Origin of the sequence: Paenibacillus oryziterrae, from assembly GCF_042610485.1 — a bacterium.
Lineage (GTDB): Bacteria > Bacillota > Bacilli > Paenibacillales > Paenibacillaceae > Paenibacillus_AQ.
The window spans coordinates 18,907-33,612 of record NZ_JBGJZO010000037.1 but is presented as its reverse complement, the minus strand read 5'-3'; the positions used below and the strand labels follow the sequence as shown (position 1 = coordinate 33,612).

The window sequence follows — 14,706 nt, the reverse complement described above, 5'->3', positions numbered from 1 at the left end:
ATATTCCATGAACCGCCGTATACCGAACGGTACGTACGGTGGTGTGAGAGGTCGGGGGCTCGCCGCCCCCTCCTACTCGATTCTCCCCACTTTCCATAGGAGGCTGATTTTCCAGTATATAAGTCTCTGCCGCCATACTTTGCGGGGTGTGGCACCTTGTCAGGTATGGTAAAATAAAAAGAAACAAATACAAGAGTGAACTAATAGTTTGACCCATAATGACGAGATGAGAAGTAACGAAGGGGAAGTTTGGAACTGTAGGAGCGGTAGCGACCGCCTTTGTTCCCGGATTTCAACCGCTACTAGCGGGATAAATCAAGAAATCTGGGAACAACAGCGGCCGAAAGTCCAAACATTCCCCGTAGTTACGACTTGCATCAGGCTAAATTTGTAAAGTATTCGTTCAATATAACAGGACCAATAGAAAGGTGAATCGAGCATGCAGATGGGGACGATTCTGGTAGTGGACGACGAACAGCCCATTGCCGACATTTTGAAATTCAATTTGGAAAAAGAGGGCTACGAGGTCATCTGCGCTTTTGACGGCAACAGCGCGGTTGAGCTTGCTCTGTCCAAACGGCCCGACTTGATGCTGCTTGATTTAATGCTGCCGGGCAAGGACGGGATGGACGTATGCCGTGAGGTGCGGGCAGCCCACCTCGATATTCCGATCATTATGCTGACTGCCAAGGACGGAGAAATTGATAAGGTGCTGGGCTTGGAACTGGGTGCCGATGATTACGTGACAAAGCCATTCAGTACACGTGAATTACTGGCCCGGGTCAAAGCGCAGATGCGACGTCAGCACAAGCCGGTTGCGGCAGAGCCGCTGAGTGAGCCTGCCGAAAGCAAACAGGGAATTCAGCACTTTGATTTATTCATCGATACAGATATGTATATGGTCTATAAAGACGGGGAGCCGCTGGACTTGACGCACCGGGAATATGAGCTGCTCTACTACATGATTCGTCATGCCGGGAAAGTCATGACCCGCGAGCACTTGCTTCAGGCCGTTTGGGGCTTTGAGTATTTTGGGGATGTTCGCACGGTGGATGTGACGATCCGGCGGCTGCGGGAGAAAATTGAGGAGAACCCGAGTAAGCCGGAATACATTTTTACACGGCGCGGACTTGGTTATTTGATGCATAGTCCCAAAAGCGGAGGGCTGTGATGGAGCGGTTGTCCTTTTTTCGGACGATTCAGGCTAAGCTGATTATTGTCTACGTGCTGCTCATTCTGATTGCGATGCAGCTGATCGGCGTATATTTTGTAAGCTCGATGAAGAACTCCTTAACCGAAAATTTCACCAAGGATCTGAAAGCACGGGCGGAGATGCTGTCGATCCTGACGGCGGACAAGTTCAGCAGCGATACGGCAACGTCGGAGGACGAGTCTTCCGCTGACAGTCTGCGGGGAATGGTGAATAACCTTTATATCAACGGCGCAGAGATTCAGGTGCTGGATGCCAGTGGTAAAATCATTACAACTTCCGTTCCTTCGCAGAGCGATTACGTCGGACAGCGTAATACCCAAACCGTAGTTAGCCGTGCGCTTCAAGGAATCAGCGATAATGAGGAGTATATTATCGGTGATGATAATGTACGGAAGAAGGTAGTGGCCAAACCGGTCGTATCCGGCGGGAAGATTGTAGGCGCGATTTATATCGCCGCCGATATGAAGGATCTGTATGCGACGATGAGCCGGATCAACAGTGTATTTATCTCGGGTATGCTGCTAGCGCTTGCGCTGACCGCCGTGCTCGGCGTTATTCTGGCGCATACCATTACGCAGCCGATTAAAGAAATGACCCGCCATGCCACGGCTGTGGCGGAAGGCCGCTTCAACCGGAAAATGCCGGTCTTTGGAGATGATGAGATCGGGCAGCTGAGTCAGGCGTTCAACTATATGACCGGCAGACTTCGGGATGCCCTCTCCCAGAATGAAGAAGAGAAAGAGAAGCTGGCTTCTATCCTGACTAATATGAGTGACGGCGTGGTAGCCACGGATGAACGGGGAATCGTGATTCTGATGAACCGTCGCGCGGCAACGATGCTGGGCCAGGACGAGCCTTTGCCGGAAGCGCCGCTGGATACACTGCTGGGGCTGGACTCCGAGCAGGCTCAGGCTTTATCGGGAGGTAACGCGCAGTCTTCGCTGCTGCGGCTGTACCCGCATGGCAGTGAGGACCATACCATCGTGCGGGTGACTTTTACCCCCATACACCGCCGGGAAGGTGGAATCGCCGGAACGATAGCGGTTCTGCAGGATGTCACCGATCAGGAGAATCTGGAAGAATCCCGCCGCGAGTTCGTGGCCAATGTATCGCATGAGCTGCGTACGCCGCTTACGACGATTAAGAGTTATGCGGAAGCACTGGATGATGGGGCACTGGATGATCCGCAGCTGGCTTCACGGTTTGTCGGCGTCATCCGCAATGAAACCGAGCGGATGATCCGGCTTGTAACCGATCTGCTGCATTTGTCGAGATTGGATTCCAAGGAAGCGCGTCTGCGCATCCAGCAGACAGATATCGCGGAGATGCTGGAGGATGTCGCTGACCGCTTCTCCTTCCAGATCCGCCAGAAGAATATTGATATCAGCACCATGGTTCGCCGGGGAGTCGTCACTGCCTGGCTGGACCGCGATCAGATCGACCAAGTCCTTGGAAATCTGGTATCGAACGCTTTGAAATACACCCCTGAAGGCGGCACCATTGAGCTTGAGGCCAGCCGCAATGAAGAAGGTATGCTGTCGATCTCCGTTAAAGACTCTGGCATAGGTATCCCAAAGAAAGATATCGAGCGGATATTTGAACGCTTTTACCGGGTGGATAAGGCGCGCTCCCGGAATATGGGCGGTACCGGACTGGGACTCTCCATTGCCCGGGAAATTGTGAAGGCGCATGGCGGCTCTATTTCATTGCAATCGGAACTCGATCACGGCTCAAAGGTAACCTTTACCCTTCCGCTGGATGAACAAAGGAGGGGGCAGGCATGAAAGAACGAGTGAAATCATGGATTCTGGCCCTGCTGGTGCTTAGCAGTCTGATCGAAAGCTATTATCTGATCTACAGGCTGCCCGGCACGGACTCGGCGGTGCTTTCGAAGAATTTGTATGTGAAGACAGACAATATGGGACCGAAGGACAAGGTGGAGAACATGCTGTTTCCGGACAAGATGATTATTCATCTGGGCGATAACAAGCATACCCTGTTCTATCCGAGTACAACCTTCTACAATCTGATTCTGAACAGGCTCAAAGGGCGTGGCTTTGAGAGCTTTCAACGCCGGTCTGTGCAGGATTTCGATTGGGCCAAAATGCGCAGTGAGAATCCGGGTATCGAACTTACTTTTGGCGAGGGCATACCGGTTACTCTATTGCAAAGAGTGATGCAGTTGTCGCCAGACTCCTTATTTGCCGGAGAAAGTATTGACCGGATATGGATCTATAATCTGAAGAATGATTCCAAAGCGCATGCGATCTTCTTTAGTACCCGCGGAGATATCGTGTATGAAGCTGCTAAAGCTGATCTTACCGTTCAGGATGTGCAGCAGCACGTCGATTTCGGTAAGGGCTGGACGATGTATACCACGGTGAATGGCGATTATTATGTTCCGGAGAATACTCTCTCTGTGGTGGAAGCTGAAATTCCATCTGATATGTATACAATTGATCAAATGCAGAGCAGTCTCTTTTTTGATACCGGCAGCACCCGATATATATTAGAAAAAGACGGCTCCGAGATTTACACAGACAGTAAACGCAGTCTCCAGGTGGATCAGGAGCAGAACTGGATGAGCTACAGCGATCCCACGGCACTGCCCGCAGCAGAGAGCACGCCCGCTAAAGATGCTCTTGAAGCGGTAGAGTTTGTGAATCAGCATGGGGGCTGGAATGGGACGTACCGGCTTGCGGTTTCCGAAGAGAGCACCATGGAGCCATTTACAGTGGTAGAAGAGGGGATTCAGGAGCGGATGGTTTCATTCCAGCAGTATTACGGCGCCCATCCATACGGTTCCTACCCGATTATGAACAAGCCGCAGCTTCGGTATGGCGTTATTAATCTCGATCTGCAGCAGGGAACGGTATCTTCGTATGAGCGATCTTTGCTCTATGTGGATGAGTCCAAATCGGTGAAGAAGATTAAAGAGCTGTCGGGAGGGGATACGCTGAAGAAGCAGCTGGCCCAAATCGGCAAAGCTTCAGCGGTGAAGGATTTGGTTCCCGCATATGTGCCTGAGGTCAAAGGGGATATGCTGCTGCTCCGTCCGGTATGGAAGGTAACCCTCAGTGACGGAACCGTGCTTACGTTGAACTGAACAAAAATAATAAAAGTGGAGGAGGGTGAGGTATGGATTGGGGGAGAGCGAAGAATGTACTGATTTACGCTTTTTTGCTATTAAATCTGCTGTTGTGCTATCAGCTGTGGGTGGATCTGCGTGACCAGGTCAGCGCCAACCTTGATTTCACCTCGCTCTCCGAAGAGACTCAGCAGATCATGGAGCAGAAGGGGATTCGTGTGCTTTGTCCGATCCCTGCAGCTACCCCTCAGCTGCCTGATATCACGTATCTGTATTCCGGAGAAGAGCTGGAGCAGGAGCCAGTGCTGCTGAAACAGCCGGTGGACAGCCAGCTGATGTATTCCTCATTCACGGAACTGAGCAGCAAGCTCAGCATTCAGATTCCCGATATTTCGGGTTATCGGCTGGACTCTCAGGAGAGTGAGGTGGGCAAATATGTGCTCCACCCGCTGGTTCAGAATCAGTGGCCGCTCTTCCGGGTTAAGCTGGAGCTGCTGAACAGTAACCAGAAGATTATTGCCTTCCGGGCACCAGATGTTAAAATTGGGCCAAGCAGCAGCCAGCAGATGCAGAAGGTGCTTCCGGCTTCGCAGGCACTAAGCAGTTTAATTGAGAAGTATTTTGCCCCAGACACAGTAGTGACGGACATTCAGCTTGGATATTACGGGGAATTGTTTAATTCCGAGAGTCAGGTGGCTGCGCCGATGTGGCGCTTCATGCTGGAGAACGGCAAGTCGTATTATGTACATGGCATCAGTGCGGATATCATCAGTCCGAAGACAACGGAGTAGAAGGGGTAAGGAAAATATGGGGATTTCATTTACAGTACTGTCAAGCGGATCGACGGGCAACGTGACCATTGTTCGCAACGGGGAGACCACGCTTATGATCGATGCGGGACTTAGCGCGAAGCGGATTGATGAGCTGCTGGGGATGCGTGAATTAACAGGCGGGGAGATTGACGGAATACTCGTGACGCATGAGCACTCTGATCATATTAAGGGTCTCGGTGCGATGGCGCGCAAATATGACCTTCCGATCTATGCCAACACCAATACCTGGGGGGCGATAGAGAAGGGGATCGGCAGAATCGAAGAGCATAACCGGATTATTCTGGAGACCGGACAATATAGAGACTTTGGCAGTCTGCGGGTGGAATCATTCGCGATATCCCATGATGCGGCCGAGCCGGTGGGCTATAACTTTTATGATGGTAAGGAGAAGTTGTGTGTAGCAACCGACCTGGGTTATGTCAGCGAAAAGGTAAAGCTTGCGATCTCCGATGCTGATGTACTGGTGCTGGAGGCCAATCATGATATTGAGATGCTGCGGATGGGAAGATATCCATGGAACACCAAACGCCGTATTCTGGGTGACATGGGTCACTTATCCAATGAAGCAGCCGGGGCGGCGCTTAGTGAGATCCTTACAGGTCGCACCAAGCGGACGTATCTGGCACATTTAAGCCGGGACCACAACATGATGGACCTCGCCAAAATGTCAGTGCGCGGCACGATGGAGGACATGGGGTGTTTTTTCAAGGACAGTGAGTTTAGACTATGCGACACCTATTATGACCGGCCTACGCCATGGGATAAGGTGAGTGAATCATAAGCCCGTCCAGCTCGGCGGTTTTGTGTTCCAGCTCTTGACGGGTGATCAGCCCTTTGTCGATCAACAGCTCGATCATGGCACTGAGAGTGAGGGTAATTTGATAGTGTTCGTCTTTTAGATCCCCCAGTTTACCAATAAAATGCACGAGATCCATACTGGATGAATAAGCGTTCATGTGGCGCCTCCTTTATATGTTTTATTTTGAAATATGACCATAAATATGCAGAAATTTAACGTTAGAAAAATGACGTCAGGGCTGCGGCCTGTGTTACAATTAATATAGAACGTACAGTTTTAGGTAGCATGCGCTTTCTACTATTGTAGTCTGATAACACCCTAATTATTCCCTGCTTAGGAGAATGTGAGAGTGGATGAACCAGCGGACCGCGAATTTTCTGTAAAGGTTAACGAAACCTTTCGGCGCTTTTGAGAGTCTAATGGTGATAGAGGGGAGAGAACAAAGATGGGTCTGTTTGATGATGATTTCTATTCAACCAAAGTATCCCGGCGCAAAGTGAGCAAGGCGCCCAGGCCATCATCCGCCCGCTGGCGGGTGCGTAAGCAGCGCCCTAATCTGTCGACCCTGCAAATATCCGCATTAAGCTCATTGGTCAGTGCCGTTGTAGCCGTGCTTCTGTTCAGTCTGATTACAGGACAGCTGTCGCATAAAGAAACTGCATTACCTGCACTCGTCCAGAACGTTACGCAGAGCAGCGGTGATCCGTATGACCGGATTATACAGGCTGCTGCACTAGTACGTCCTGCAGTCGTCAGTATCATCAACCACAAGGAAGATAATAAAGAGCTAGATATCCTGGATGAGTCTGCGCTTGGATCTGGCGTTATTTATAAAAAAACCGGTGATAAGGCATTTATCATTACAAATAATCATGTAATTGAGGGAACAAGCAAACTTGAAGTTGTTACAGTGGACGGAGTAACCCGGAAGGCCGAGTTAGTGGGTGCGGACAAAGTCAGCGATATTGCTGTACTCTCCATCGATGCGAAAGGTATTAACACTATTGCCAAGATTGGCGACTCCTCCAAGCTGCGTCTAGGTGAGACCGTCATTGCGATTGGCAATCCGCTGGGTCTTGGAGATACGCTGACTTCAGGAATTGTCAGCTATACCGAACGTCAGATTCCGGTATCGCTTAATCAGGATGGCGTATATGACTGGGAGCAGGAAGTCATTCAGACCGATGCGGCCATTAATGAAGGCAACAGCGGAGGTGCGTTGGTCGATCTGAACGGCCAGGTAATTGGCATCAACACAATGAAGATCTCGGACACTGGAGTCGAAGGCCTTGGGTTTGCGATTCCCGCCAATCATGTGCTGGAGACGGCTGATGAGCTTACTGAGAAGGGACGTGTTGCCCGTTCTTACCTTGGTGTATATTCCGTCGATCTGAATAATCCGTATGTACCGCTTGATGAAGAGCAGCTAAAGAAACTAAAACTTCCAAAAGATGTAAAAGACGGAGCAGTTGTTCTCGATGTGGTAGGTCCGGCGCAGAAAGCAGGCCTTCAATTCAATGATGTCATCGTCAAATTTAATGGGCAGCCCATTTCTTCGACATTGTCCCTGCGCAAATATCTGTATGATCATACTAAGATTGGTGGAGAGCTGAAGGTCACTTTTTACCGTGATGGTGTGCTCAAAGAGTTGTCTGTTATACTTGAAGAGAAACCACAGGAATAAAATGAACGAAAGCTGTATATACTATTATCGAAGAGATGTTGACGGGCTGATAGCCCTTACATTGGGAAGTCAGCCTTTTTAGAACATAAACGGTGAAATTCGGATGGGACAGCTTGCCTTTGGATTTGAGGTATGTTAAGATGATAATATTAATGCAGCTAATGTTTAAATTTTCCTGTTGAAAAGGGCTGTAATACTATAAATGCAACCTTTCTCAATGTGTGAATTTTTTCTTTGTCTGAAGATAAAAAGAACATATTAATTTAAATTTGTGGAGGTAACACACATGCAAACAGGTACAGTTAAATGGTTCAACGCAGAAAAAGGATTCGGATTCATCGAAGTTGAAGGCGGAAGCGACGTATTCGTACACTTCAGCGCAATCACTGGCGAAGGCTTCAAAACTTTGGATGAAGGCCAACGCGTTGAATTCAACGTTGTTCAAGGCAACCGTGGACCACAAGCCGAAAACGTTGTAAAACTGTAATAATAGAAGGCACCGTCCCGCTTTTTTTGAAAGTTGGGACGGTCTTTTTTTTATTTATGGAAGACAACTTGCAACATAAAGGAAGGGAGGAACGGCAATGAACTACCGGAAGAAGCCTTTGGAGGAAATACCGGAAGAAGATACCGCAATATGGGCCTGTACCAACGATGGATGTAACGGATGGATGAGGGATAATTTCGCATTTGAACATGCGCCTTCCTGCCGTCTATGTCACTCCCCAATGGTTCGCAGCACAAAGATGCTGCCCCTGCTGCTCAATTCGAATGGCGACCTCAAGTCGCTGAAGAAGGGTATTTCCATTACCTGATCCAACGCCTTTATAGCCAAGTAAATGTAATAGAAGAACGTATAACTGAAAGACGGGAAACCGTCTTATTTTTTTTGCTTTTTCTCAATAATTTGTGATATTTGTCACAAATTTATTGCAATTCTAGCCGATAAAGGGAGTATAATGTGATATATATCACGCTGTGAGGCTAAAATTTTTGACAGAATATATATTACGAAACAGGGAAAAGGAAGGGGAGAAATATGGATACAGTGATGCTGTCGCGTATTCAATTCGCGTCGACTACGATTTTTCATTATTTCTTTGTACCGGTATCAATCGGACTCACACTCTTGATTGCCATTATGGAGACGATGTATGTCAGAAAAGGCAACGAAGAGTACAAACGCATGGCACAATTCTGGGGCAAGCTCTTTCTTATTAACTTCGCCGTGGGCGTTGTAACAGGGATTCTTCAGGAGTTCCAGTTCGGAATGAACTGGTCGGATTATTCACGGTTTGTCGGCGACGTATTTGGCGCACCGCTTGCGGTTGAAGCGCTGCTCGCATTCTTTCTGGAGTCTACGTTTATCGGACTATGGATTTTCGGGTGGGATAAGGTCTCCAAAAAGATTCACTTGCTGTCCATCTGGATGGTAGCACTCGGTACGATGCTGTCAGCTTTCTGGATTCTGGCGGCCAATTCTTTCATGCAGCATCCCGTTGGTTTTGCGATGAATAACGGGCGCGCGGAGATGAATGATTTCTTTGCGCTAGTTACGAACGGCCAATTGCTCGTGGAATTCCCGCATACGGTGCTGGCTGCCTATGCAACAGGTGCGTTCCTGGTTACAGGAATCAGTGCCTATAAACTGCTGAAGAAGCAGGATGTATCTTTCTTTAGAAAATCATTTGAGATCGCGGCAATCGTTGGGATTATCTCCTCTATTGGTGTAGCGGTGGCGGGTCATGCTCAAGCGCAATACCTGGTGAAGACACAGCCGATGAAAATGGCAGCCTCGGAAGGCCTTTGGGGTAAAAGTGGTGACCCTGCGCCATGGACGGTATGGGCCAATATCGACTCTGAGAATGGAGTCAGTACGGGAGAGTTTAAGGTTCCTTATCTGCTGAGCTTCCTCTCCTACAGTAAATTCTCCGGCGAAGTTAAAGGGATGAACGAACTGCAGGCGCAATATGAACAGGAATACGGTCCAGGGGATTATATTCCGCCGGTAAAAACAACCTTTTGGAGCTTCCGCATCATGGTTCTCGCGGGTACTCTGATGATTGTTCTCGGAATGTATGCAATCTTCCTTATGTGGCGGAAAAAGATGGACCGTCCGAACACCTGGTTTATGCGCTTTATGCTGTGGGGTCTGCTTCTGCCTCCAATCGCAAATACAGCGGGTTGGATTATGACAGAGATCGGACGTCAGCCTTGGACTGTATTTGGACTTATGCAGACAGAAGACAGCGTATCGCCGAATGTATCGGCCGGACAGGTGCTGTTCTCGGTAATTTCGTTTACGGCAATCTACGCGATTCTCGGACTCGTTCTGGTAGGACTGTTCATTAAAGTTATTAAAAAAGGCCCTTACGCAATGGATAACGATCATGGCGTATCGCATGATCCATATAACAAGGGGGGTGCTCCTATTGTCTCTTAATGAATTATGGTTTGTGCTGATCGCAGTGCTGTTCGTTGGGTTCTTCTTCCTGGAGGGCTTTGATTTTGGTGTAGGCATGGAAACGCAGTTTCTCGCCAAGAATGATACGGAGCGCCGGGTACTGATCAACTCGATCGGGCCTTTCTGGGACGCCAATGAAGTTTGGCTGCTGACAGGAGCAGGCGCGATGTTCGCCGCTTTCCCGAACTGGTACGCTACGTTGTTCAGCGGATTCTATATTCCTTTTGTCTTTGCCCTGCTGGCGCTGATCGCCCGCGGTGTAGCCTTTGAATTCAGAGGTAAACGCGATTCGTTAGCCTGGAAAAGAACGTGGGATGCCTGTATCTTCTTCGGCAGCTTCCTGCCGCCGTTCCTGCTGGCTGTAGTGTTCGCGAGCTTCATCAAAGGTCTGCCGATTGACGGGGACATGCAGATGTACGCAGGTTTCTTCGACATCGTAAATGTGTATACTGTGGTAGCAGGAATTACTGTTGTACTCTTGTGCCTCGTGCATGGTCTGATGTTCACTACGCTGCGTACGGTAGGCGATCTTCAAGTACGGGCACGTAAGCTGGCCCAGAAACTGCTGATTCCACTCGCTGCACTACTGCTTACTTTTGTAATCATGACTTACTTCATGACGGATGTCTTTGAAGTTCACGGCACGATGCTGATGATTATTGTATTGCTTGGAATTGTTGCTTTTGCTCTATCGGGCTATTTCATGAAGCAGAACAAAGACGGGTATGCTTTTGGGATGACTGGCGCAGTGATGGCCTTATCCGTAATCTCCATATTCGTAGGTCTGTTCCCGCGGGTTATGATCAGCTCGATCGACCAGGCGTTCAATCTGACGATTACCAACGCCGCTTCCGGACATTATTCCCTGAAGGTAATGACCATTGTGGCGCTGAGCCTTCTGCCTTTTGTACTCGGTTATCAGATTTGGAGCTACTTTATCTTCCACAAACGGGTTCATGAGAAGGAGCATCTTGAATACTAATGGATAAAAATTTGCTTGGGTACAAAGGAGTTAAGCCGGTCTTTCTGATCGTGGGCTTCCTTACCCTGGTACAAAGCATATCCATACTTCTGCTGGCCAAGTGGCTGGCAGAAGTCATTTCTGCACTGTTTGCGGGTGAACCGCTGAGGGAACAATGGGCGACTTCGCTCTTGTTCCTTCTTGCGTTTCTTGTGCGCCACGGATGTGCCATGCTGGTGAGCTATGTGTCATACCGGTTCGCCGAGGCGACCGGCAGCAGCATGCGGAAGAAAATGATGGATAAGCTGTTCCAGCTGGGGCCAAGACTTACCGGCGATCGCGGAACCGGACATCTGGTGACGTTAGTATTAGAAGGAGTAACCAAGTTCCGTACATATTTGGAGCTGATTATACCGCGGATGGTAGGGATGTCGGTCACACCGGCCCTGCTACTGGTTTATGTATATACCAAGGATACGACAAGCGGGGTTATTCTGACCCTGACGATGCCAATTATTATTGTCTTTATGATTCTGATCGGCATGACGGCGCGTAAGCAAATGGACCGCCAGCTCAAATCCTACCGCATTTTGTCCAATCACTTTGTGGACTCGCTCCGTGGTCTTGAGACCTTGAAGTTCCTCGGGCGCAGCCGCAGCCACAGCGAGAGCATTGCAGCGGTCAGTGACAATTACCGTTCAGCAACCATGCGGACACTGCGGGTAGCATTTCTGTCCTCGTTCGCCATGGATTTCTTCACGATGTTGTCGGTGGCTTCCGTGGCTGTAAGTTTGGGTCTTCGCCTGGTGAATGAACAGATGACACTGGTTACGGGTCTTACGATTCTGATCCTGGCCCCTGAGTATTTCTTGCCGGTGCGTCTTGTTGGTGCAGATTTCCACGCTACGTTGGATGGCAAAGAAGCCGGAGAAGCCATGAAGAGCATCATTGACCGTGAAACCGTTCAGGCGAAGGTGCTTGGAGGCAATGATAAAGTGTCATCGGCCGAGTCTATTTTCACTTGGAATGACAACAGCGTCCTGACGCTGAATGATATCGGTGTGCAGTATGAGGAAGAAGGAATCCCGTCGCTTAACGGTGTGAGTCTGAAGTTCACAGGCGGGGGCAAGATCGGAATTATTGGCGAGAGCGGTGCGGGCAAATCCACGCTGATCGATATTCTTGGCGGGTTTCTGCATCCGAGCAGCGGGAATATTACGATTAACGGAACGCAGATCAGTGCGCTAACGGATGAGACATGGCGGAAGCAGACCTCGTATATTCCGCAGCGTCCGTATATTTTCAGCGGCACACTTGCCGACAATGTACGTTTCTATTACCCTGAAGCTTCGGGTGCGGAGGTTACCCGGGTAGTGGCGGATGCAGGTTTGTCACGGCTGGTCGATTCACTGCCGAACGGTCTGGATGAAATGATCGGCGGGGGCGGGCGTTCACTCAGCGGCGGTCAGGAGCAGCGGGTGGCCTTGGCCCGGGCGCTGTTGAGCAGCCGTCCGATTATGCTGCTGGATGAGCCGACAGCCCATCTGGATATCGAGACGGAATATGAGCTGAAGGAAACGATGCTCCCGCTGTTTGAGGGCAAACTGGTCTTTCTGGCGACACATCGTCTGCACTGGATGGCTGATATGGATTTGATTATTGTGATGGAGCAGGGCAGGGTAGCCGAGGTCGGTACTCATAATGAACTGCTTGCCCGTAAAGGCGCATATTATGAGCTTGCTCAATACCAATTGGAGGGAATCCATTGAAATCTAGAGGATGGTTTGCTCCTTATGTGTCCGCCTACTTTTGGCGGTTTCTCTTGATTATTGCTCTGGGTGCTCTGACCGTATTCTCGGCATCGTCGCTGATGTATACGTCAGGCTTCCTGATCTCCAAAGCGTCCATACCCCCGGAAAATATTCTGCTGATCTATGTGCCGATTGTGGGTGTGCGTACATTCGGAACAAGCCGGGCGGTTATCCACTACGTGGAGCGTCTCGTCGGACATGATACGATTCTGCGGGTCCTGTCCAAAATGCGTGTCCGGCTGTATCGTATTCTGGAGCCTCAAGCATTGTTCCTGTCCTCGCGCTTCCGTACGGGAGATATCCTGGGCATGCTTGCCGACGACATCGAATATTTGCAAAATGTCTATCTGCGCACCGTATTTCCAAGTGTCATTGCACTCTTGATCTATGCGGCTGCAGTCATTTCGCTTGGAACCTTCGACTGGGCTTTCGCCCTGATTATGGCGCTCTATATTCTTGTGCTGGTCGTGGTGCTCCCGCTCATTTCACTGCTGTTCACGCAGACACGGCAGCGGGCGATCAAAGTTGAACGCAACCGGCTGTATCAGAAGCTGACGGATGCCGTTCTCGGCATGGGCGATTGGATGATCAGCGGACGGCAGAGCCAGTTCGTGGATACCTATGAGGCCGATGAACAACGAGTAGCCCGTACCGACGCCGCACTGCGGGGCTGGGCGCGGCTGCGCATGTTTATCGGGCAGGCAGTTGTCGGGGTTGGCGTTCTTTCGCTGCTCTATTGGGCAGCAGGGCAATATGCTGACGGCAAAATTGCCGGAACGCTAATTGCCGCGTTTGTCCTGGTCGTCTTCCCAGTGGCAGATGCCTTCCTGCCGGTATCGGATGCTGTGGAGAAGATTCCACAGTATCGTAACTCTCTGGAGAGATTGTCCGGGGTAGAGGAAGATAAGACAGATATTCGGCTGAATGGTGAGCCTGGGGATCAGATAAATGTAGAGAAAGACAACGCGAATGCCGCCGAAATGGATATACGGTCAGTACACCTCCAGCTTAAGAATGTGGGCTATCGCTATAGTGAAGAAGGGGTATGGTCCATTCGTGATTTGAACCTGGATCTTCCACAGGGCAAAAAGGTCGCTATCATCGGACGAAGCGGTGCTGGTAAATCGACCTTGCTGAAGGTCATTCAAGGTGCACTTCAGCCTTCTACCGGTTCAGCCGCCATTAACGGAATAGAGGCTGCAGCATATGGTGACCGGATTCCCTCAATTATCTCAGTGCTGAATCAAAGCCCGCACCTGTTCGATACGACGGTGGGCAACAATATCCGCCTGGGTGATCCTGAGGCTTCCGTGGAAGCCATTAAGCAAGCTGCGGGTCGGGCACAGCTGGATAATCTGATTGCCTCCTTGCCGGAAGGATACAATACGCCTGTCCGTGAAGCGGGAGCCCGTTTCTCCGGCGGGGAGCGGCAGCGGATTGCGCTTGCCCGCATCCTGCTGCAGAATACACCTGTTGTCGTTCTGGATGAACCAACGGTGGGCCTGGATCCGCGGACAGAGCGCGAGCTGCTCTCCACGATGTTCGCAGCCATGGCGGATAAAACGCTGGTCTGGGTCACCCACCATCTAGTGGGAGCTGAACAGATGGATGAAGTCATCTTCATGGAGAATGGATCTGTGGAGATGCGCGGCACCCACGCTGAGCTGATGGAACGCGAGCCGCGTTACCGGAGATTGTATGAGCTGGACCGGCCGGGGGCTTTCGTTTCGAAACCGGCGGGAGATGTCGGCTAAAACGGGTTACTTCATCAAGGATCAGTCATTAATCTAAGTGCAGCAGAACAAGAATAAGGTTCCTTCAACCCGAGAGTGGGATGGAGGAACCTTATTTTG

13 protein-coding genes are annotated in these 14,706 nt (G+C 50.1%); 12 read left to right on the top strand and 1 reads right to left on the bottom strand.

Going from position 1 to position 14,706, the window contains the following annotated elements; translation table 11 throughout:
• Positions 1 to 439 precede the first annotated feature (439 nt).
• From yycF to ACAN55_RS22875, 5 genes are read left to right on the top strand one after another with little or no spacing between them, the layout of a single operon-like run.
• Positions 440 to 1,171, top strand: coding sequence for a response regulator YycF (yycF, locus tag ACAN55_RS22895; protein ID WP_379138531.1), 732 nt, complete (start codon positions 440 to 442; stop codon positions 1,169 to 1,171).
• Positions 1,171 to 2,997: a cell wall metabolism sensor histidine kinase WalK gene (gene walK / locus ACAN55_RS22890; protein ID WP_379138528.1), complete on the top strand. Its 1,827-nt coding sequence runs from the start codon at positions 1,171 to 1,173 to the stop codon at positions 2,995 to 2,997. Before yycF ends, walK begins: the two co-directional genes overlap by 1 nt.
• Positions 2,994 to 4,319, top strand: coding sequence for a YycH family regulatory protein (locus ACAN55_RS22885; RefSeq protein WP_379138525.1), 1,326 nt, complete (start codon positions 2,994 to 2,996; stop codon positions 4,317 to 4,319). Before walK ends, ACAN55_RS22885 begins: the two co-directional genes overlap by 4 nt.
• 32 nt (positions 4,320 to 4,351) lie before the next feature.
• On the top strand, positions 4,352 to 5,092 hold the full coding sequence (gene yycI, locus ACAN55_RS22880; RefSeq protein ID WP_379138522.1) for a two-component system regulatory protein YycI: 741 nt from the start codon (positions 4,352 to 4,354) through the stop codon (positions 5,090 to 5,092).
• A gap of 16 nt (positions 5,093 to 5,108) precedes the next feature.
• On the top strand, positions 5,109 to 5,915 hold the full coding sequence (locus ACAN55_RS22875) for an MBL fold metallo-hydrolase (RefSeq protein WP_379138520.1): 807 nt from the start codon (positions 5,109 to 5,111) through the stop codon (positions 5,913 to 5,915).
• On the opposite strand, the gene ACAN55_RS22870 is transcribed toward ACAN55_RS22875, so the two are convergent.
• Positions 5,884 to 6,090, bottom strand: a complete 207-nt coding sequence (locus ACAN55_RS22870) for a hypothetical protein (RefSeq protein WP_379138517.1) — start codon at positions 6,088 to 6,090, stop codon at positions 5,884 to 5,886. The two genes, ACAN55_RS22875 and ACAN55_RS22870, sit on opposite strands and share 32 nt — an antisense overlap.
• 288 nt (positions 6,091 to 6,378) lie before the next feature.
• Between ACAN55_RS22870 and ACAN55_RS22865 the strand changes: the two genes are divergently transcribed.
• From ACAN55_RS22865 to cydC, 7 genes are all read left to right on the top strand, one after another.
• Entirely contained in the window at positions 6,379 to 7,617 is a 1,239-nt protein-coding gene (locus ACAN55_RS22865; protein ID WP_379138515.1) for a S1C family serine protease, read from the top strand.
• Positions 7,618 to 7,903: 286 nt separating this feature from the next.
• Positions 7,904 to 8,104: a cold-shock protein gene (locus ACAN55_RS22860; protein WP_039878010.1), complete on the top strand. Its 201-nt coding sequence runs from the start codon at positions 7,904 to 7,906 to the stop codon at positions 8,102 to 8,104.
• A 97-nt stretch (positions 8,105 to 8,201) separates the two neighbouring features.
• Entirely contained in the window at positions 8,202 to 8,432 is a 231-nt protein-coding gene (locus ACAN55_RS22855; protein WP_379138510.1) for a cold-shock protein, read from the top strand.
• A gap of 224 nt (positions 8,433 to 8,656) precedes the next feature.
• The gene (locus ACAN55_RS22850) at positions 8,657 to 10,060 is read left to right on the top strand and encodes a cytochrome ubiquinol oxidase subunit I (RefSeq protein WP_379138508.1); all 1,404 of its coding nucleotides are present in this window, start codon (positions 8,657 to 8,659) and stop codon (positions 10,058 to 10,060) included.
• Positions 10,020 to 11,063 carry a cytochrome d ubiquinol oxidase subunit II gene (gene cydB / locus ACAN55_RS22845; RefSeq protein ID WP_379138505.1) on the top strand — a complete coding sequence of 348 codons (1,044 nt, stop codon included), beginning with the start codon at positions 10,020 to 10,022 and terminating at the stop codon, positions 11,061 to 11,063. Before ACAN55_RS22850 ends, cydB begins: the two co-directional genes overlap by 41 nt.
• Positions 11,063 to 12,811, top strand: a complete 1,749-nt coding sequence (gene cydD, locus ACAN55_RS22840; protein WP_379138502.1) for a thiol reductant ABC exporter subunit CydD — start codon at positions 11,063 to 11,065, stop codon at positions 12,809 to 12,811. The genes cydB and cydD overlap by 1 nt, the downstream gene beginning before the upstream one ends.
• The gene (gene cydC / locus ACAN55_RS22835) at positions 12,808 to 14,607 is read left to right on the top strand and encodes a thiol reductant ABC exporter subunit CydC (protein WP_379138499.1); all 1,800 of its coding nucleotides are present in this window, start codon (positions 12,808 to 12,810) and stop codon (positions 14,605 to 14,607) included. Before cydD ends, cydC begins: the two co-directional genes overlap by 4 nt.
• Positions 14,608 to 14,706: the final 99 nt, after the last annotated feature.

Excerpts from the sequence above, each read along its gene's own strand:
- yycF (WP_379138531.1), top strand. The coding sequence starts at position 440 with ATGCAGATGGGGACGATTCTGGTAGTGGACGACGAACAGCCCATTGCC.
- walK (WP_379138528.1), top strand. The coding sequence starts at position 1,171 with ATGGAGCGGTTGTCCTTTTTTCGGACGATTCAGGCTAAGCTGATTATT.
- ACAN55_RS22885 (WP_379138525.1), top strand. The coding sequence starts at position 2,994 with ATGAAAGAACGAGTGAAATCATGGATTCTGGCCCTGCTGGTGCTTAGC.
- yycI (WP_379138522.1), top strand. The coding sequence starts at position 4,352 with ATGGATTGGGGGAGAGCGAAGAATGTACTGATTTACGCTTTTTTGCTA.
- ACAN55_RS22875 (WP_379138520.1), top strand. The coding sequence starts at position 5,109 with ATGGGGATTTCATTTACAGTACTGTCAAGCGGATCGACGGGCAACGTG.
- ACAN55_RS22870 (WP_379138517.1), bottom strand. The coding sequence starts at position 6,090 with ATGAACGCTTATTCATCCAGTATGGATCTCGTGCATTTTATTGGTAAA.
- ACAN55_RS22865 (WP_379138515.1), top strand. The coding sequence starts at position 6,379 with ATGGGTCTGTTTGATGATGATTTCTATTCAACCAAAGTATCCCGGCGC.
- ACAN55_RS22860 (WP_039878010.1), top strand. The coding sequence starts at position 7,904 with ATGCAAACAGGTACAGTTAAATGGTTCAACGCAGAAAAAGGATTCGGA.
- ACAN55_RS22855 (WP_379138510.1), top strand. The coding sequence starts at position 8,202 with ATGAACTACCGGAAGAAGCCTTTGGAGGAAATACCGGAAGAAGATACC.
- ACAN55_RS22850 (WP_379138508.1), top strand. The coding sequence starts at position 8,657 with ATGGATACAGTGATGCTGTCGCGTATTCAATTCGCGTCGACTACGATT.
- cydB (WP_379138505.1), top strand. The coding sequence starts at position 10,020 with ATGATCCATATAACAAGGGGGGTGCTCCTATTGTCTCTTAATGAATTA.
- cydD (WP_379138502.1), top strand. The coding sequence starts at position 11,063 with ATGGATAAAAATTTGCTTGGGTACAAAGGAGTTAAGCCGGTCTTTCTG.